General features: G+C 67.7%; 16 protein-coding genes. 7 read left to right on the top strand and 9 right to left on the bottom strand.

What is annotated here, in order from left to right:
* Window positions 1–102 precede the first annotated feature (102 nt).
* Complete coding sequence (locus tag FV560_RS03875) at window positions 103–3,936, top strand: multifunctional oxoglutarate decarboxylase/oxoglutarate dehydrogenase thiamine pyrophosphate-binding subunit/dihydrolipoyllysine-residue succinyltransferase subunit (protein ID WP_235019914.1); 3,834 nt, start codon at window positions 103–105, stop codon at window positions 3,934–3,936.
* On the top strand, window positions 3,933–4,544 hold the full coding sequence (locus tag FV560_RS03880) for a GDSL-type esterase/lipase family protein (protein ID WP_275401883.1): 612 nt from the start codon (window positions 3,933–3,935) through the stop codon (window positions 4,542–4,544). The genes FV560_RS03875 and FV560_RS03880 overlap by 4 nt, the downstream gene beginning before the upstream one ends.
* A gap of 57 nt (window positions 4,545–4,601) precedes the next feature.
* Here FV560_RS03880 and FV560_RS03885 read toward each other — a convergent pair whose 3' ends face one another.
* The 3 genes from FV560_RS03885 to FV560_RS03895 form a co-directional block, all read right to left on the bottom strand.
* Window positions 4,602–4,757: a methionine/alanine import family NSS transporter small subunit gene (locus FV560_RS03885; RefSeq protein ID WP_159619579.1), complete on the bottom strand. Its 156-nt coding sequence runs from the start codon at window positions 4,755–4,757 to the stop codon at window positions 4,602–4,604.
* Window positions 4,757–6,298, bottom strand: a complete 1,542-nt coding sequence (locus FV560_RS03890; RefSeq protein ID WP_159619581.1) for a sodium-dependent transporter — start codon at window positions 6,296–6,298, stop codon at window positions 4,757–4,759. The genes FV560_RS03885 and FV560_RS03890 overlap by 1 nt, the downstream gene beginning before the upstream one ends.
* Before the next feature lie 119 nt (window positions 6,299–6,417).
* Complete coding sequence (locus FV560_RS03895; protein ID WP_159619583.1) at window positions 6,418–7,392, bottom strand: zinc-binding dehydrogenase; 975 nt, start codon at window positions 7,390–7,392, stop codon at window positions 6,418–6,420.
* Between the two features lie 101 nt (window positions 7,393–7,493).
* Here FV560_RS03895 and FV560_RS20650 point away from each other — a divergent pair, with 101 nt between their 5' ends.
* Window positions 7,494–7,568: a 50S ribosomal protein bL37 gene (locus FV560_RS20650; RefSeq protein ID WP_420853348.1), complete on the top strand. Its 75-nt coding sequence runs from the start codon at window positions 7,494–7,496 to the stop codon at window positions 7,566–7,568.
* A gap of 73 nt (window positions 7,569–7,641) precedes the next feature.
* Here FV560_RS20650 and rsrA read toward each other — a convergent pair whose 3' ends face one another.
* Both rsrA and FV560_RS03905 read right to left on the bottom strand, forming a co-directional pair.
* Complete coding sequence (rsrA, locus tag FV560_RS03900) at window positions 7,642–7,908, bottom strand: mycothiol system anti-sigma-R factor (protein ID WP_159619585.1); 267 nt, start codon at window positions 7,906–7,908, stop codon at window positions 7,642–7,644.
* Window positions 7,905–8,573, bottom strand: a complete 669-nt coding sequence (locus FV560_RS03905) for a sigma-70 family RNA polymerase sigma factor (protein WP_275401886.1) — start codon at window positions 8,571–8,573, stop codon at window positions 7,905–7,907. Before FV560_RS03905 ends, rsrA begins: the two co-directional genes overlap by 4 nt.
* A gap of 200 nt (window positions 8,574–8,773) precedes the next feature.
* Between FV560_RS03905 and FV560_RS03910 the strand changes: the two genes are divergently transcribed.
* A complete protein-coding gene (locus FV560_RS03910) occupies window positions 8,774–9,343 on the top strand; it encodes a DoxX family protein (RefSeq protein ID WP_159619589.1) in 570 nt (189 codons plus the stop codon).
* A gap of 19 nt (window positions 9,344–9,362) precedes the next feature.
* Here the strand turns inward: FV560_RS03910 and FV560_RS03915 are convergent, their stop codons facing one another.
* On the bottom strand, window positions 9,363–9,983 hold the full coding sequence (locus FV560_RS03915) for a thymidine kinase (protein ID WP_159619591.1): 621 nt from the start codon (window positions 9,981–9,983) through the stop codon (window positions 9,363–9,365).
* 86 nt (window positions 9,984–10,069) lie between these two features.
* Here FV560_RS03915 and aroA point away from each other — a divergent pair, with 86 nt between their 5' ends.
* The 3 genes from aroA (at window position 10,070) to FV560_RS03930 (ending at window position 13,616) form a co-directional block, all read left to right on the top strand.
* On the top strand, window positions 10,070–11,389 hold the full coding sequence (gene aroA, locus FV560_RS03920) for a 3-phosphoshikimate 1-carboxyvinyltransferase (RefSeq protein WP_159619593.1): 1,320 nt from the start codon (window positions 10,070–10,072) through the stop codon (window positions 11,387–11,389).
* Window positions 11,389–12,405, top strand: coding sequence for a ribosome small subunit-dependent GTPase A (gene rsgA / locus FV560_RS03925; protein ID WP_159619595.1), 1,017 nt, complete (start codon window positions 11,389–11,391; stop codon window positions 12,403–12,405). Before aroA ends, rsgA begins: the two co-directional genes overlap by 1 nt.
* 296 nt (window positions 12,406–12,701) lie before the next feature.
* The gene (locus FV560_RS03930; protein ID WP_159619597.1) at window positions 12,702–13,616 is read left to right on the top strand and encodes a hypothetical protein; all 915 of its coding nucleotides are present in this window, start codon (window positions 12,702–12,704) and stop codon (window positions 13,614–13,616) included.
* A 179-nt stretch (window positions 13,617–13,795) separates the two neighbouring features.
* Here the strand turns inward: FV560_RS03930 and FV560_RS03935 are convergent, their stop codons facing one another.
* Genes FV560_RS03935 through FV560_RS03945 form a run of 3 tightly spaced genes read right to left on the bottom strand, consistent with a single transcriptional unit; the run spans window position 13,796 to window position 17,232 of the window.
* Window positions 13,796–14,542: a succinate dehydrogenase/fumarate reductase iron-sulfur subunit gene (locus FV560_RS03935; RefSeq protein ID WP_159619599.1), complete on the bottom strand. Its 747-nt coding sequence runs from the start codon at window positions 14,540–14,542 to the stop codon at window positions 13,796–13,798.
* Window positions 14,539–16,509 carry a fumarate reductase/succinate dehydrogenase flavoprotein subunit gene (locus FV560_RS03940; RefSeq protein WP_159619601.1) on the bottom strand — a complete coding sequence of 657 codons (1,971 nt, stop codon included), beginning with the start codon at window positions 16,507–16,509 and terminating at the stop codon, window positions 14,539–14,541. The genes FV560_RS03935 and FV560_RS03940 overlap by 4 nt, the downstream gene beginning before the upstream one ends.
* Window positions 16,510–17,232, bottom strand: a complete 723-nt coding sequence (locus FV560_RS03945) for a succinate dehydrogenase cytochrome b subunit (protein WP_159619603.1) — start codon at window positions 17,230–17,232, stop codon at window positions 16,510–16,512. It abuts the gene before it with no gap.
* Window positions 17,233–17,244: the final 12 nt, after the last annotated feature.

Here is a 17,244-nt window from a genome sequence, read left to right on the forward strand (position 1 = left end):
GCAATCGCGCCGGGAATGGCCGCCCCCACCGCCCTCGTTCACCTAGGCTGGTGGCCAACACATCCACATCGCGATTCCAGCGTGAAAGAGGGCGATCCCCGAGTGTCCCAGCAGGCACCCCACGACGACACGTCAGCATCTGCGGCCTTCGGCGGTAACGAGTGGCTCATCGAAGAGATGTATGCCCAATACCGCGAGGACAAATCGCAGGTGGATCCGGCCTGGTGGGACTTCTTCGAGTCCTACTCACCCCGCGAGGTGAGTCCGGCCTCCTATGGGGAGGATGAGGGAGCAGGCCAGACCGAGGCACGACGCAGTGCCCGGCCCGCCGACACCCCGGCCCCGCCGAAGGCGCCCGCCACCCCGGCGCCGAGCACCCCTGCGGTGGTCCCGGCCCACCCGGTCGAACCCGCCCCGACCAGCACGGCGGAGGCGAACGACACCACGGCACCGACCCTGACCGTGCAGGGCGACGTTCCGCCCGAACCCCCGCTGGCAACGGCGGAGGCGCCCACGGCCGCCTACACGCGCTCGATGACCGGCGGCGGACCCCGCGATGCCGGAGGCGACGACGAGGTCTCCAGGCTGCGCGGGCCGGCAGCTCGCGTCGTCACCAACATGGAGTCCAGCCTCGCCGTCCCCACGGCGACCAGTGTGCGCACCGTTCCGGCCAAGCTCCTCGTGGACAACCGGATCGTGCTCAACAACCACCTGCGCCGCGGCCGGGGCGGGAAGGTGTCCTTCACCCACCTCATCGGCTTCGCGGTGGTCGAGGCACTGGGCGACATGCCCGAGATGAACGCCGGCTACCGGACCGTCGACGGCAAGCCCGGGCAAGTGCGCCCCGCTCACGTGAACTTCGGGCTCGCGATCGACCTGGCCAGGCCGGACGGTACTCGCCAACTGCTGGTCCCCTCGATCAAGGGGGCGGAGTCGATGGACTTCGCGGCGTTCTGGCGCGCCTACGAGGACGTCGTCGCCAAGGCGCGCAACAACAAACTCACCGTCGAGGACTTCGCCGGCACCACCATCACCCTGACCAACCCCGGCACCATCGGCACCGTCCACTCGGTGCCCCGCCTGATGGAGGGCCAGGGCACGATCGTCGGTGTCGGCGCCATGAACTACCCGGCCGAGTACCAGGGCGCCTCCCCCGAGACGATCGCCAAACTGGGCATCTCGAAGATCCTCACGATCACCTCCACCTACGACCACCGGATCATCCAAGGCGCCCAGTCAGGTGACTTCCTGCGGATCGTGCACAGCAAGCTGATCGGTGAGGACGGCTTCTACGACCGCGTCTTCGCGTCGCTGCGCGTGCCCTACGAGCCCGTGCAGTGGACCACCGATGTCTCGGCCGACTCCCCGGATGACCTCGGCAAGCCGGCGCGGGTCGCTGAGCTCATCCACGCCTATCGCTCCCGCGGTCATCTGCTCGCTGACACCGATCCGCTCGCCTACCGCCAGCGCAAGCACCCCGACCTGGACGTGCAGAACCACCAGCTCACGCTGTGGGACCTCGACCGCACCTTCCCGACCGGCGGGTTCGGCGGGAAGCCGCGGATGCTGTTGCGGGACATCCTCGGGTTGTTGCGCAATTCCTACTGCCGCACGATCGGCGCCGAGTACATGCACCTGCACGACGGTACGCAGCGGCGCTGGTTCCAACAGCGACTCGAGTCCGGCTGGGCCAAGCCCGAGGTCGAAGAGCAGCGGCGCATCCTGCGCACGCTCAACGCCTCCGAAGCCTTCGAGACCTTCCTGCAGACGAAGTTCGTCGGCCAGAAGCGGTTCAGCCTCGAGGGCGGCGAGTCACTGATCCCGCTGCTGGACCGGATATTGGAGCGCGCAGCCGAGGAGTCCCTGGACGAGGTCGGCATCGGGATGCCGCACCGCGGGCGGCTCAACGTCCTGGCGAACATCGCCGGCAAGTCCTACGCGCAGATCTTCGCCGAGTTCGAGGGCAACCAGGATCCGCGCACCGTGCAGGGCTCCGGAGACGTGAAGTACCACCTGGGCACCGAGGGGACGTTCACCGCCTCCTCCGGAGCGACCACCAAGGTGTACCTCGCCGCGAACCCCTCCCACCTGGAAGCCGTGAACGGCGTACTCGAGGGCGTGGTCCGCGCCAAGCAGGACCGCATCGACCTCGGCGGCGCCGGATTCTCGGTGCTGCCGATCCTCATCCACGGCGATGCAGCGTTCGCCGGGCAAGGCGTGGTCACCGAGACCCTGCAACTGTCTCAGCTGCGCGGCTACCGCACCGGCGGCACGGTGCACATCCTCATCAACAACCAGGTGGGGTTCACCACCGGAGCCTCCGCCTCACGATCGACTCTCTACGCCACCGACGTGGCCAAGGGGCTGCAGATCCCCATCTTCCACGTCAACGGGGACGACCCCGAGGCCGTCGCGCACGTGGCCGAGCTGGCATTCGACTACCGGCAGCAGTTCAACAAGGACGTCATCATCGACATGGTGTGCTACCGCCGCCGTGGTCACAACGAGGGCGACGACCCGTCGATGACGCAGCCGGTGATGACCTCCCTCATCGAGAAGAAGCGCAGCGTCCGCAAGCTGTACACCGAGGCATTGGTCGGCCGCGGAGACATCACCGCCGATGAGGCGGAGGAGTTCCTGCAGCACTACAAGGGTGAGTTGGAACGAGTCTTCACTGAGGCGCGCGACGGTACCCAGCGCTCCTCGGGCACACAGGTGGCCGGTCTGGAGCCACCGGAGTCCCAGCTCGAGGACGCCGGCGTGATCATCGGCTGGCAGACTGCCGTTCCGGCGAAGGTGATCGAGCACATCGGCTCCGCGCACACCCGGCCGCCCGAGGGCTTCAACGTCCACCCCAAGCTGAACCAGCTGCTGGACAAGCGTGGTGGCATGTCCACGCAGGGTGCCGTGGACTGGGCATTCGGGGAGATCCTCGCGTTCGGCAGCCTCCTCATCGAGGGCACTCCGGTGCGGCTCGCCGGCCAGGACTCGCGCCGTGGCACGTTCGTGCAGCGTCATGCCGTCCTGCACGACCGTCTCAACGGCGCCGAGTGGACGCCGCTGATGTACTTGACCCCGGACCAGGCGAAGTTCTGGACCTACGACTCCTCGCTGAGCGAGTACGCCTGCCTGGCGTTCGAGTACGGCTACTCGGTGGAGCGCCCCGACGCGCTGGTCCTCTGGGAGGCGCAGTTCGGCGACTTCGTCAACGGCGCCCAGATCGTGATCGACGAGTTCATCTCCTCTGCCGAGCAGAAGTGGGGGCAGACCTCCTCGGTCGTGCTGCTGCTGCCGCACGGGTACGAGGGGCAGGGCCCGGACCACTCCTCGGCACGCAAGGAACGCTTCCTGCAGCTCTCCGCCGAGGACAACATGATCGTGGCGGAGCCCTCCACCCCGGCCAACCACTTCCACCTGCTGCGCCGGCAGGCCTACCAGCGACCACGCCGTCCGCTGGTGGTGTTCACCCCGAAGCAGCTCCTGCGGCTCAAGGCGGCCACCTCCTCCCTGGAAGACTTCACCACCGGCACCTTCCAGCCGATCATCGGCGACACCGCCGTGGATCCGGGCAACGTGCGCCGGGTGCTGCTGTGCAGCGGGCGCGTGTATTACGACCTGCTCGCCGAGCGCACCAAGCGCGAGGACGAGTCCGTCGCCCTGGTGCGGATCGAGCAGCTCTACCCGCTCGACGCCGAGGCCATCCAGGCTGAGTTGGAGCGCTACCCGAACGCCGAGTTCGTGTGGGTGCAGGACGAGCCGCGCAACCAGGGCGCCTGGACCTACCTGATCACCCGGATGCCCGCTTACGCGCCGGTCGTGGCCGAGCGCGGCGTGCGGGTCATCTCCCGTCCGGCCTCGGCAGCGCCGTCCGCGGGCACGGCGAAGAAGCACCAGGCTGAGCAGGCGACCCTGCTCGAGGAGGCGTTCGCCCAGTGAGCAGCCGCGCCCCGGAAGCACGCGACCGGTGGCGGATCTGCGTGGTCGGCGACGAACTCGTCGCCGGGATCGGTGATGCGCGCGGGATGGGGTGGACCGGGCGAGTCGCCGCCCGCACCCGCAGCGAGGACCCGATCGAGCTCTTCTGCCTCCCGGTGCCCGACGAGACCAGTACGGCGCTCTCGGGTCGCTGGGAGAGTGAGTGCAACCGCCGTTTCGGCAACGGGGAGAATCGTCTCGTCGTGGCGCCGGGATCTGCGGACCTGCGCCAAGGCGTGTCCTTGGCCCGCAGCCGGCTCAACCTCGCGAACGTACTCGATGACGCCTCGAACCGGAACATCCGCGCCTTCGTGATGGGCCCGCCACCGCGCAATGACGTCGATCCTCGCCAGCTCGCCGAGCTCTCGACGGCGTTCGCTGATGTGTGCGCCCGCCGCCGGGTGCCGTACGTGGAGACGTACCAGCCGCTGCAGGACCACGAACAATGGCTCGCAGACCTGGCCTCCACCGGTGGGCGGCACCCGGAGCAGGCCGGATACGGTCTGCTCGCCTGGCTCGTGCTGCACAACGGCTGGCACGAGTGGCTGGGCCTGCCCCAGGACGGCTGACGACGCCACTGCGTGCTCGAACGCTGAGTTTCTCGGCGTTCGGCAGGTTGGGCCAGGTCAGGTCGACGGCGGCGCGTCCGGCCTGCCGTCATCGTCGATGTCGTAGGCCTCCACCTCTTCTGGATGGTGGCTCAGGTGCACGACCGCTGCCACCAGACCACCCCAGACCAGCACCAGTGCAACGATCATCATGATCACGGCTGAGATGCCCATCATGCCTCCTTTCCGGGCTGCGGAGTGCTCCCCTGCCCTGTGTCATGGGCGGCCACCACACCCTTGCGCCAGGGGATCAACGTCAGGATCACTGCAATCACCAGCAAGCCGATGGCCGAACCCCAGCCGTAGAGGGCGACGTAGCCGGATGGCATCTCGCCATAGCCGTCCTGGATCCGGCTGATCACCTGGGAGACGAACATGAACCCGAGGATGAGCGGGGTGACCAGTCCCACCATCAGCTTCCAGAGCAGTCCCACCTTGAACGAGGACACCTCGTTGAGATGATCGCCCAGCACACCGAGGCGACGCAGCCCCCATGCCAGGGTGATCACCGAGGCGAGGCCGGCACCGACGATGCCGAAGTTGTTGGCGAACGCATCCAGCACGTCCAGCAGGTTCAGGCCCGTGGTGGTGGGGAACAACAGCAGCGAGACGATCGCCATCGCACCGCCGACCCCGAACACCGACGCGTTCCGGCTCAGGCCGAACTTGTCCTCGATCGCCGTGAGGACCACCTCCACGATGCTGACCAGCGAGGTGATCCCCGCCAGCACGAGGGCCGTGAAGAACAGCACACCGAAGAAGGCGCCACCAGGCATCGTGGAGATGATCGTGGGGAAGGCGACGAACGCCAGCCCGATCCCGGCGTCTGCCACGTCACCGACCGCGACACCCGACGCCTGCGCCATGAATCCGAGCGTGGCGAACACACCGATCCCGGCGAGCAGCTCGAACCCGGAGTTGGAGAACGCGACCGTCAGTCCTGACCCGGTGAGATTCGTCTTCCGCTTCAGGTGCGCCGAGTAGGTGATCATGATGCCGAAGCCGATGGAGAGGGAGAAGAAGATCTGGCCGTAGGCCGCCACCCACACATCGGCATCGGTCAGGGCGGACCAGTCGGGGGTGAACAGTGCGTCCAACCCGTCGATCGCACCGGGCAGAGTGAGTGCCCGGACAACCAGCACCAGGAAGATCGCCACCAGCAACGGAATGAAGATCATCGAGATCCTCGCGATCCCACCCTGGATCCCTCGCCAGTGCACGAGCAGCGCGAACACCCAGATCAGCGCCAGCGGGATCGCCACTCCGGGAACCAGACTGAGCCCCACGTCGAAACCGGCGTCCCCCTCTGCCTGCTGCAGGAACTGCCCGATCAGGAAGGCGCCAGGCTCCTCACCCCACGCCTCGGTCGCTGAGAAGCCGATGTAGCGCACCGCCCACGCGATGATCACGGCGTAGTAGACCGCGATCACGAACGAGATCCCGACCTGCCACCAGCCGATCGACTCGGCACCACCACCGAGCCGTCGCCAGCTCAAGGGCGCTGATCCGCGGAACCTGTGCCCGATGGCGTAGTACATGAACAACAGCGGGATGCCCGCCGTCATCAGCGCCACCAGGTAAGGGACGATGAAAGCACCTCCCCCGCCTTCATAGGCGACATACGGGAAGCGCCAAATGTTGCCGAGCCCGACGGCGGACCCGATCGCGGCGAAGATGAAAGCTCGCCGCCCTGTGAATTGCTGTCGTTCGCTCATCCGGAGTCCTTCTTCGCACTGAGACGAGACGTTCACCCCACACACCCTGGCAACGCTGCTGGTGTGAGATCACGCACACGCTACTCCCGGCGCGCCGATCCGGCATCCGGAACGTCCACTCACCTCACGAGGACGACCTTCCCGAACACCTCACCCGAGTTCAGCCGACGAAACGCCGCGTGGACGGCGGCCTCGTCGTCGAACGCGTACTCGCCGTCGATCACAGGCCTGACGCCACACGTGGCGACCATGGCCACGAGCTCAGCAAGTTCCGCGGCAGTGCCCATCGTCGAGCCGATCACCCGCAGGCTGCGGAAGAAGACCCGGTTCAACTCGGCCGATGGTGCGGCGCCACTGGTCGCGCCCGCGACCACCACCACACCCCCCGGGCGCAGCGATCGCAACGAGTGCTCCCAGGTGGCCTGACCCACGGTCTCGATCACCACGTCCACCGGCGCCACCCGTGTACCGGTGTGCACCGTCTCCTGTGCACCGATGGCCCTCGCTCGCTCGAGCTTGGCCTCTGAACGTGAGGTGACCACCACATGAGCGCCGGCCGCTCGAGCCAGCAGCAGGGACGCCGTCGCCACCCCGCCTCCGGCGCCCTGGATCAGCACCCGCTGACCGGGACGCACACCCGCTGCCGTCGTGAGGATTCGGTAGGCGGTGAGATACGCCGTCGGCAGGCATGCTGCCTCGGCGAGCGTGAGCGATGCCGGCGCGGGCACCAGGTTGCGCGACGGCACCCAGACCCGCTCGGCCAAGGTGCCCGGGAACTTCTCGGAGAACAGGCTGCGACGCGGGTCGAGCGTCTCGTCCCCCACCCAGTCCGGAGACGAGATCACGGCGTGCACCAGGACGGTTCGCCCGTCCGGGTCCAGGCCGACGGCGTCCGTCCCCAAGATCATCGGCAGCTGCTCGCCTCGTAGGCCCACTCCGCGCAGGCTCCACAGGTCGTGATGGTTGAGTGCTGCAGCCCGCACCTCGACCGGTACCCAGTCCGCCGGCGCATCGGGCAGGTCGGACAAGTCCCCCACCTCGAGCCCCGTCAGCGGTGAGCCTGGGTCCTGGCGGGCGGCGTAGACGGCTCGCATCCGACCACGTTACGCCCGCCCCCACACATCGGGAAGGGGGCCAGGGCGCGGATGTGGGATCATGTCTCCTGGCCCTGACCCCCGAGACCCGAGGAGCTGCGATGAGCAAGCGCGGACGCAAGCGCAAGGCACGCCGTCACGGCGCCGCCAACCACGGCAAGCGCCCCAACTCCTGATTCGTTCAGGACGAGCGGAAGGCCCAGGCCCCGAGCGGGACCTGGGCCTTCTGCTGTGCCGGGTGCCGGCGTGTCAGGAACGGCTCTGACGCAGCAACGTCAACTGCGTACGCACCCGCATCCGGAGCTCGTCCGGAGCAACCTCGACGCAGGACTTGCGCAGGATCACCCGCACCTCCTGCTCCCGGCTGACGGCGTCCAGGCAGGTCTCGCACTCGGCGATGTGCGCCTTGAGCCGTTCCAGGTCGCCGTGGGACATCTCCCGGTCGATGTACTCATACAGGTGCTCGAGCGCTTCCTCGCAATGGCACGCACCGTTGTTCTCACTGGGCGACGTCACGATTTCTCTCCCACTTTCATGCCGAGGGACCGCGCATGGTCGGTGAGCATCTGCCGGAGCTGGGCTCGACCGCGGTGCAAGCGGGACATCACCGTCCCGATCGGGGTGTCCATGATCTCGGCGATCTCCTTGTACGCGAAGCCTTCGACGTCGGCGAGGTACACGGCCAGGCGGAAGTCCTCCGGCAGCGCTGCCAAGGCGTCCTTCACCTCGGAGCTGCCGAGGGAGTCGAGGGCCTCGGTCTCGGCCGAGCGCAACCCGGTCGAGGTGTGCGAGGCGGCCCGGTGGATCTGCCAGTCCTCGATCTGATCAGCGTCCGACTGCTGCGGGGTGCGCTGCTTCTTGCGATAGGTGTTGATGAAGGTGTTCGTCAGGATCCGGTACAGCCAGGCCTTGAGGTTGGTCCCCGGCTTGTACTGCGCGAAGGCTGCGTAGGCCTTCGCGAACGTCTCCTGCACCAGATCCTCGGCGTCGGCCGGGTTGCGGGTCATCCGCAGGGCTGCACCGTAGAGCTGGTCAAGATAGGGCATCGCCTCAGACTCGAACCTGCGGTCTCGCTCGGCCGCAGTCTCAGTCTCGGGTGCCCGCTCGTTGTCGTCACTCATCACCCCTGAGCCTAGTCCGCGGATCGGCGTTCGGGAGACCGAGCGCCGAGGCGGACGCACCGAAACGTCTCCGCGAGCGCTCCCGGAGCGGCGGGCGCGCCGCGCGGCGTCGACGGTCACAGTTGCTGCAGTCACGTCCGGCACAACACCGGACTGGGCGTCAGCATTCCGGGCCTGTAGACGGGGCGCGCCGCACGGCGAGTCCCGACATGCGCTCCGAACGGTTCGCACCTGGGCCGAATCTGCGGTAGCAATGACTCATGGATCCCGTGCGCGCTCTTGCCCGTCCCCTGCTCGCGTCCGTCTTCGTCGTGGACGGTATCGACGCCATCCGCCATGCTGACGAGCACGCCGCGCTGCTCGAGCCGTGGGAGCCTCTGCTCGACAAGGTCTCGGAGAAGGTTCCGGCTGTGCCGCAGAAGCGGACGACCCTGGTGCGGATCATGGGCGGCACCAGCGTGGCAGCCGGAGTCCTGCTCGCCTCGGGCAAGGCGCCCCGGCTCGCCGCAGGCGTGCTGGCCGTGATCGCGCTGAAGCAGACGGTCGTGCGGTACCCGTTCTGGAGCGCGAAGGGCGCTGACAGGCGGGAGAAGCTGACCGGATTCATGCGCAATGCGGCACTCGTGGCCGGGCTGGTGTTCGCCGCCAACGACCGCCGCGGCAAGCCGTCGCTGGCGTGGCAGCTGGAGAACTGGCGCGAGCACCGCAGCGACCTGTCCGACGTCAAGTCCGACCTCGAGGATCAGTTGCGGATCGCCAAGGCTGAGATCAAGGCCGGCAAGGCCGAGCTGAAGTCGGGACTGCGCGGGGTGCAGGCGAAGATCTCCTGACGGCGGTGCGCGGCCACCGCTACCCGAACCGGCCTTCCGAGGCCTCGAGATAGCAGCGCCCGCAGCGAGATTCGTAGGCCACCTGCTGACCGTCGATGGCGACCTGGGTTCCGTCCAGCACCACCTCTCCCCCGACGGTGCGCGTGGTCAGTACTGCCTTGCGCCCGCACCGGCAGATGGTCTTGAGTTCCTCCAGCGTGTGCGCAAGCTCCAACAGCCGGGCCGAGCCTGCGAACGCCCGCGTGCGGAAGTCGGTACGGATCCCGTAGGCGAGCACGGGCACACCGTCACTGACGGCGATCCGGAACAGATCCTCCACCTGCTCACCGGTGAGGAACTGCGCCTCGTCCACCAGCAGGCATGCCACCGGCGGCAGCTCCATCGCCGCGAGAGAGCCCGGCTCCTGCCCGGCGGCGTGGGCTGCGAACAGGTCGCGCACGCTCTCGCCGGGGCCGATGAGAAAGTCGACACGACGGGTCATGCCGAGCCGGGAGATGATGTCGGCATCACCCTTGGTGTCGACGGCAGGTTTGGCGAGCAGGACCCGCTGGCCGCGTTCTTCGTAATTGAACGCCGCCTGCAGCAGTCCCGTGGACTTGCCGGAGTTCATCGCCCCGTACCGGAAGTAGAGCTTGGCCACGCACCTGTCCTTTCGCCGTCGGTACTCTACGCATCTCCCGACGGCGCAGCCTCCCCCACGCGGGGCGCCAGTAGGCTGGAGGGGTGGTGAACACTCCTGACCTGTGGCCTGCTCCTGTCGCGACCCGACCGCTCGAGGCCGTCGTCGCTGTTCCCGGCTCGAAGTCGTTGACCAACCGGGCGCTGCCGCTGGCAGCACTGGCGAGTGCTCCGACCACGATCCAGGGTGCCCTGCACTCCCGGGATGCGGAACTGATGATCGGCGCGCTGCGCAGCCTCGGGGCGGGTGTGGAGGTCTCCGACGACGGCACGACCGTGCGGGTGACGCCCCAGCCGTTGCGGGCAGGCGCGCCCATCGACTGTGGACTGGCCGGCACCGTGATGCGGTTCGTCCCGCCGCTGGCTGCCCTGGCGGACGGGCCGGTGCTGCTCGACGGGGACCCAGGGGCGCGCCTGCGGCCGATGGGACCGGTGCTGCGGGCGATCGCCGCACTCGGGGTGCCGGTGGCCGGGCCGGACGACGGCGCCGGCAGGGCCGACGGTTCCGGGGACGTCCCCGGATTCCTCCCGGTGGTCGTCCATGGTGCCGGGCGCGTGCGCGGCGGGGAGATCGAGGTGGACGCGTCCACGTCCTCCCAGTTCGTCTCAGGCCTGCTGCTGGCCGCACCACGGTTCGAGGCGGGACTCACGCTGCACCACGTGGGTGAGGTGCTGCCGAGCCAACCGCACATCGATATGACGATCGCCGTGCTGCGCGACCGGGGTGTGGACGTCGACGATGTCGCACCCGGAAAGTGGCGGGTGGAGCCGGGTGAGATCAGCGGCGGTGAGGTGGTGATCGAGCCGGACCTGTCGAATGCGGGACCGTTCCTCGCAGCGGCACTGGCGGCAGGCGGGCGGGTGAGCGTGCCGCACTGGCCCAGCTCGACCACGCAGCCGGGAGCACTCCTGCCGGAGTTCCTGACCCGGCTCGGCGGGTCGGTCACGCTCGCGGACGGCACGCTGACCGTGACGGGATCGGGCCGGGTGCAGCCGGCAGACCTGGACCTGACCGCAGCCGGGGAACTGGCCCCGACCATCGCCGCGCTGCTGGCCCTGGCTCCCGGGGAGTCGCGGCTCACGGGGATCGCGCACCTGCGTGGGCACGAGACCGACCGGCTAGCGGCACTGGTCACCGAGATCACCCGTCTGGGTGGTCACGCCGAAGAGCTTCCCGACGGCCTCCTGATCCGCGGGGGCGCCCTGCGCGGTGGCGAGGTGGCGACCTATCACGACCATCGGATGGCGACCTTCGCCGCGATCGTGGGGCTCGCCGTCCCAGGGGTCGGGATCGAGAATGTGGGAACGACGGCGAAGACGCTCCCCGACTTCCCGTCGATGTGGCAGCGCATGCTCGGCGAGGACTGATGGCGAGTCGGCGCTCCTACACCGAGGCCGACGTACGCGTCCGCCCGAACCGGAAGGGCTCACGGCCGCGCAGCAAACAACGTCCCGACCACGCCGATGCCGTACCCGGGCTGGTCACGGCGGTCGATCGCGGGCGCTATCAAGTACTGACCGATGTCGGTGTGCCGGTGGTGGCGGTGAAGGCACGCGAGCTGGGCCGTGGTGCCGTGGTGGTCGGAGACCGGGTGGACCTGGTGGGCGACGTCTCCGGTGCCGAGGGCACGCTCGCACGAGTGGTGCGGGTACAGGACCGGCACACGCTACTGCGCCGCAGTGCCGACGACACCGACCCCACCGAGCGAGGGATCGTCGCGAACGCTGACCAGCTGGTGATCGTGACCGCGCTGGCGGACCCGGAGCCGCGGCCGCGGATGGTGGACAGATTCCTCGTGGCCGCCTTCGACGCCGGGATGGACGCCCTGCTGGTGCTCACCAAGGCCGATCTGGTGAGCGAGGCGTTCGTCGCTGACTTCGTGGACCGCTACGGTGCTCTCGATGTGCAGGCCGTGGCCACCCGGCGCGATCACAGCAGCTCCGCCTGGGTCGATACGGTCGCCGAGCACCTGGACGGGCGCGTCTCCGTGCTCGTCGGTCACTCCGGCGTCGGGAAGTCCACACTGGTGAATGCCCTGGTGCCGGACGCCGACCGTGCCACCGGAGACGTGAACGAGGTGACCGGCCGCGGCCGGCACACCAGTTCCTCCGCGGTGGCGCTACCGCTACCAGCCGGCGGGTGGATCATCGATACCCCGGGCGTGCGGTCCTTCGGGCTCGCGCACGTCGATCCGGGTGACTTCGTCACCGCATTCGAGGATCTGGCCCACGTGGCAGCCCAGTGCCCGCGCGGGTGCACGCACACCGAGGACGCACCCGACTGTGCCCTGGATCCATGGGCCGAGTCCGGGACAGCCACCGACCGGGCCAGGCTCGACTCCTTCCGCCGGCTACTCGCGAGCCGGCAGGGAGTTGAGGCATAGCTGGGTCAGGTGTTGCCGGGGCCGGGGTGTCGCCGCCCATCCTGTGTCGCCCGTCCTGTGTCGCCCGTCCTGTGGTGTCGCCGCCCGTCGCCCGGCCCCTTCAGGGGCCGAATAATTGACCCCTTCTCGGGTTTCACCCTGAGTTTCGGGCCCTTGCACGCCGCTGCCACTCGCGGACCCGCTTCCCGGGCCGAACAATCGACCCCCGAGCCGGTTCTACCCTGAGTTTCAGGCCCCTCAGCACACCTGTGGATAGCCGCTGCGCGCGACCGACGGTCTCGGCGATTCTGGACCGCATGAAACGTACACCCCTACCGGCCGAACTCGAACAGCGCGCGTTCACGGTGAGTGAGGCGAAGCAGCTCGGAGTTGGGCAGAGCAGGCTCTACGACGACCACCTGAGCCGCCCCACCCACGGGGTCCGCACAACGACTGAACCGTCCACGGTCAGTGAGTTGGCGGAGGCCACAGCGACGGGCCTTCCCGACGACGTCGTGTTCTCCGGGCGCACAGCCGCGGAGATTCACAGGCTGAGACTTCCAGAACGCCCCACGACCGACGACGATCTCGACGTGATGCGAGAGACGAACCGGGCGCGAATCCGCCGCCGGGGATGCACACATCACAAGGGCCTCGAGCTCCGCGAGAGCACCGAGGTGGACGGCATCAGAGTGACTGACCTCGTCGACACATGGTGCGATCTCGCCGCCGAGATGAGCATCGAAGACCTCGTGGTCATGGGTGATTCGATCGCCAACCGGCTCGGATCGGTGGACCAACTGTACGAGTCCCTGGCCCGGCGTAGGGTCCGCGACGCTGACCGACTACGCCGAGCTGCCCGCTGGGTGCGCCTGGGCTCGGCCTCTCACATGGAGTCGCGTGTACGCCTGGCCATCGTGTGGGCTGGTCTCCCCGAACCCGAACTCAACGTCACGCTCGACGACGAAATCGGCGGCTGGATCGGCGAGGGCGACATGGTGTGGAGGAAGAAGCGGGTCGTTGTCGAGTACCAGGGCAAGGATCACTTCACGCCGGAACGCGGACCAGCCGACATCGACCGGCGCGACAACGCCGCTGCGAGCGGCTGGACCTACATCGAGATCGTCGCGGCTACGCACTACAAGAAGGCCAAGCGACACAAGTTCCTGGTCACACTCGCTGATGCACTCGGCTGTGCCGTCGACGTCGACGCTTCCTGGCACCAGCGATGACGCACCACTGTTGGGCCCGAAAATCGGGGTCAATCCCCTTCAGGGGTCGATTATTCGGCCCGGGAAGCGGGCCCGCGAGCGGCAGCGGCGTGCAAGGGCCCGAAACTCAGGGTGAAACCCGAGAAGGGGTCAATTATTCGGCCCCTGGAGCGGTTCGGCCCCTGGAAGCGGCTCGCCCCTCAGCGACGGTGGGACAGGGCCCCGAGCACGTCGCGCTGCATCCGGGAGATCAGGTCGAGCTGGATCCCCTTCGGGCACGCGGCCGTGCACTCACCGATCTGGGTGCAGCCACCGAAGCCCTCTTCGTCGTGCTGGGCGAGCATGTCCAGGGCGCGGGAGTCGCGCTCGGGCTGACCCTGCGGAAGCAGACCCAGATGGGTGATCTTCGCAGCCACGAACAGCGACGCCGACCCGTTCGGGCAGGCCGCCACGCAGGCGCCGCAGCCGATGCAGGTGGCAGCGTCGAAGGCAGCATCAGCGTCGGCCTTCGGCACCGGCGCCGCGTGGGCGTCCGGGGCGGTCCCGGTGGGAGCGCTGATGAACCCGCCGGCCTGGATGATCCGGTCGAAGGAGGACCGGTCGACCACCAGGTCCTTGATGACCGAGAACGGCTGGGCACGCCACGGCTCCACGTCGATCACGTCACCGTCGCTGAAGCTACGCATGTGCAGCTGACAGGTGGTGACGAGCTCGTTCGGTCCGTGTGCGAGGCCGTTGATCACGAGACCGCACATCCCGCAGATCCCCTCACGACAGTCGCTGTCGAAGGCGATCGGATCGTCCCCGGCCAGCGTGAGCTGTTCGTTGAGGACGTCCAACATCTCCAGGAACGACATGTCCGGTGACACGTCGGCCACCTGATAGGTCTGCATGGCACCGGGGGTATCGGCGTTCTGCTGACGCCAGACGCGCAGGGTGATGTTCACTTGTAGCTCCGCTGCTTCATCTCGATCTCGGTGTACACGAGGTCTTCCTTGTGCAGGATCGGCTGGCCACCATCTCCGCCGAACTCCCAGGCGGCGACGTAGGCGAAATTCTCGTCGTCGCGCAACGCCTCACCGTCCTCGGTCTGGTGCTCGGCCCGGAAGTGGCCACCGCAGGATTCTTCGCGATGCAGGGCATCGATGCACATGAGCTCGCCGAGCTCGATGAAGTCGGCCACCCGGCCGGCCTTCTCGAGGGTCTGGTTGAGCTCTTCGTTGACGCCGGTGACCTTGACGTCGCGCCAGAACTCTTCACGCAGCTCGCGGATGAGCCCGATCGCCTTCGTCAGCCCCTCCTTGGTGCGCTCCATACCGCAGTACTCCCACATGATGTGGCCGAGTTCGCGGTGGAAGGAGTCAACCGTGCGGGAACCGTTGATGGACAGCAGCGTGGAGACACGCTCCTGCACCTGCTGTGAGACGGCGACCGCCTCGGGGTGGTTCTCGTCGGCCGCTTCGAAGGGGGCGTCAGCGAGATAGTTACTGATCATCGGCGGGAGCACGAAGTAGCCGTCGGCCAGGCCCTGCATGAGCGCCGAGGCACCGAGCCGGTTGGCGCCGTGGTCGGAGAAGTTCGCCTCTCCGATCACGAACAGCCCCGGGATGCTGGACTGCAGGTCGTAGTCGACCCAGAGGCCACCCATCGTGTAGTGCACGGCCGGGTAGATCCGCATCGGAACCTCGTACGGGTTCTCGCCGGTGATCTGGGCGTACATGTCGAACAGGTTGCCGTACTTGGCCTCCACAGCCTTGCGACCGAGCCGCTTGATCGCGTCAGCGAAGTCGAGGTAGACGCCGAATCCGCCGGGACCCACGCCACGACCCTCGTCGCACACCTGCTTCGCAGCGCGGGAGGCGACGTCACGAGGAACGAGGTTCCCGAACGCCGGGTAGCGACGCTCCAGGTAGTAATCGCGCTCGTCCTCGGGGATCTGACGCGGATCGCGCTTGTCGTCACCGTCCTTGGGCACCCAGATGCGGCCGTCGTTGCGCAGCGACTCACTCATCAGCGTCAGCTTGGACTGGTGGTCGCCGGAGACGGGGATGCAGGTGGGGTGGATCTGCGTGTAGCACGGATTGCCGAAGTAGGCGCCCTTGCGGTGCGCCCGCCACGAGGCGGTGACGTTGCAGCCCATCGCATTGGTCGAGAGGAAGAAGACGTTGCCGTACCCACCGGTTCCGAGCACGACGGCGTCGGCCATGTGCGTCTCGATCTCACCGGAGACCATGTCCCGTACGACGATGCCGCGGGCACGACCGTCCACGATGATCACGTCGAGCATCTCGTGGCGGGTGTACATCTCCACGGTGCCGGCGGCGATCTGACGTTCGAGGGCCTGATAGGCGCCCAGCAAGAGCTGCTGACCGGTCTGGCCGCGGGCGTAGAAGGTTCGCGAAACCTGAACGCCACCGAAGGAACGGTTGTCGAGCAGGCCACCGTATTCACGCGCGAACGGCACACCCTGAGCGACGCACTGGTCGATGATCTCCACACTGGTCTGTGCGAGGCGGTAGACGTTGGACTCGCGGGAGCGGTAGTCGCCGCCCTTGACCGTGTCGTAGAAGAGGCGGTGAATGCTGTCGCCGTCGTTGCGGTAGTTCTTCGCGGCGTTGATCCCGCCCTGCGCTGCGATGGAGTGTGCCCGGCGCGGGGAATCCTGGTAGCAGAAGTTCTTCACGTGGTAGCCGGCTTCGCCGAGCGTGGCGGCGGCGGCCCCACCGGCCAGACCAGTACCGACGATGATCACCGACCGCTTGCGCCGGTTCGCCGGGTTGACGAGCTTGGCGTCGAAGCGGCGCTGATCCCACGTCTGGCTCAGCGGGACGTCAGGGGCCTTGGCGTCGGCGATCGGGTCGCCGTCGACGTAGAAGGACCCAGAGTTGTCTACGTGCTCGGGAGTGACGCTCACTTAGCCGACCAATCCGAAGAAGATGCCGAACGGCGGGAGCAGGAAGCCCACCATGATGACGAGGGCGACGAGGGTCGCCAGGATGTTGAGGTTGCGCCGACGACGCTGGCTGGTGTTCGCACCGAGACTCGCCAGTGCGGCCCAGACGCCGTGCCGCAGGTGGAACCCGACTGCGAGCAGCGCGATCGTGTAGCTGAGCACGACCCACCAGATCTCGAAACCGTTCACCACGCGTTCGTACGGGCTGTCGGAGGCGCCACCAGGAGCGATGGTGTTCCACGTGAAGTGCATGAGGTGGTAGATCACGAACAGGATGATCACCACGCCGCCCCACCTCATCGTGAATGAGGCATAGCTGCGCTGGCTACCGCGCGGCGCCTTCGAGCTGGCGTAGCGCTGGCTGCCCTTGCCGCCGGTGGCCGCCCGGGAGCGTCGCCAGAGCGTGACGGCGGAGAAGATGTGCACCCCGATCGCCGCGAGCAAGACGATCCGGATCAGCCACAGTGCACCCTCGTAAGGGAGCATGGGCTCACCGAGCTCGCGCAGATGATGTGCGTATTCGTCGAACGCCTCCTGACCTGCGAAGACCTTCAGGTTCCCGTACATGTGAGCGACCAGATAGCCCACGAGCACGAGTCCGCTGATCGCCATCGCGACCTTCAGGACGACGGTCGATCGCCACACCGGGGTTCGGGAGGACGAAGTCACCGTTCGCGTTGCCACGGCCCCTAACCT

The sequence above is a fragment of the Ruania rhizosphaerae genome (genome assembly GCF_009805705.1).
Taxonomy (GTDB): Bacteria; Actinomycetota; Actinomycetes; order Actinomycetales; family Beutenbergiaceae; genus Ruania; species Ruania rhizosphaerae.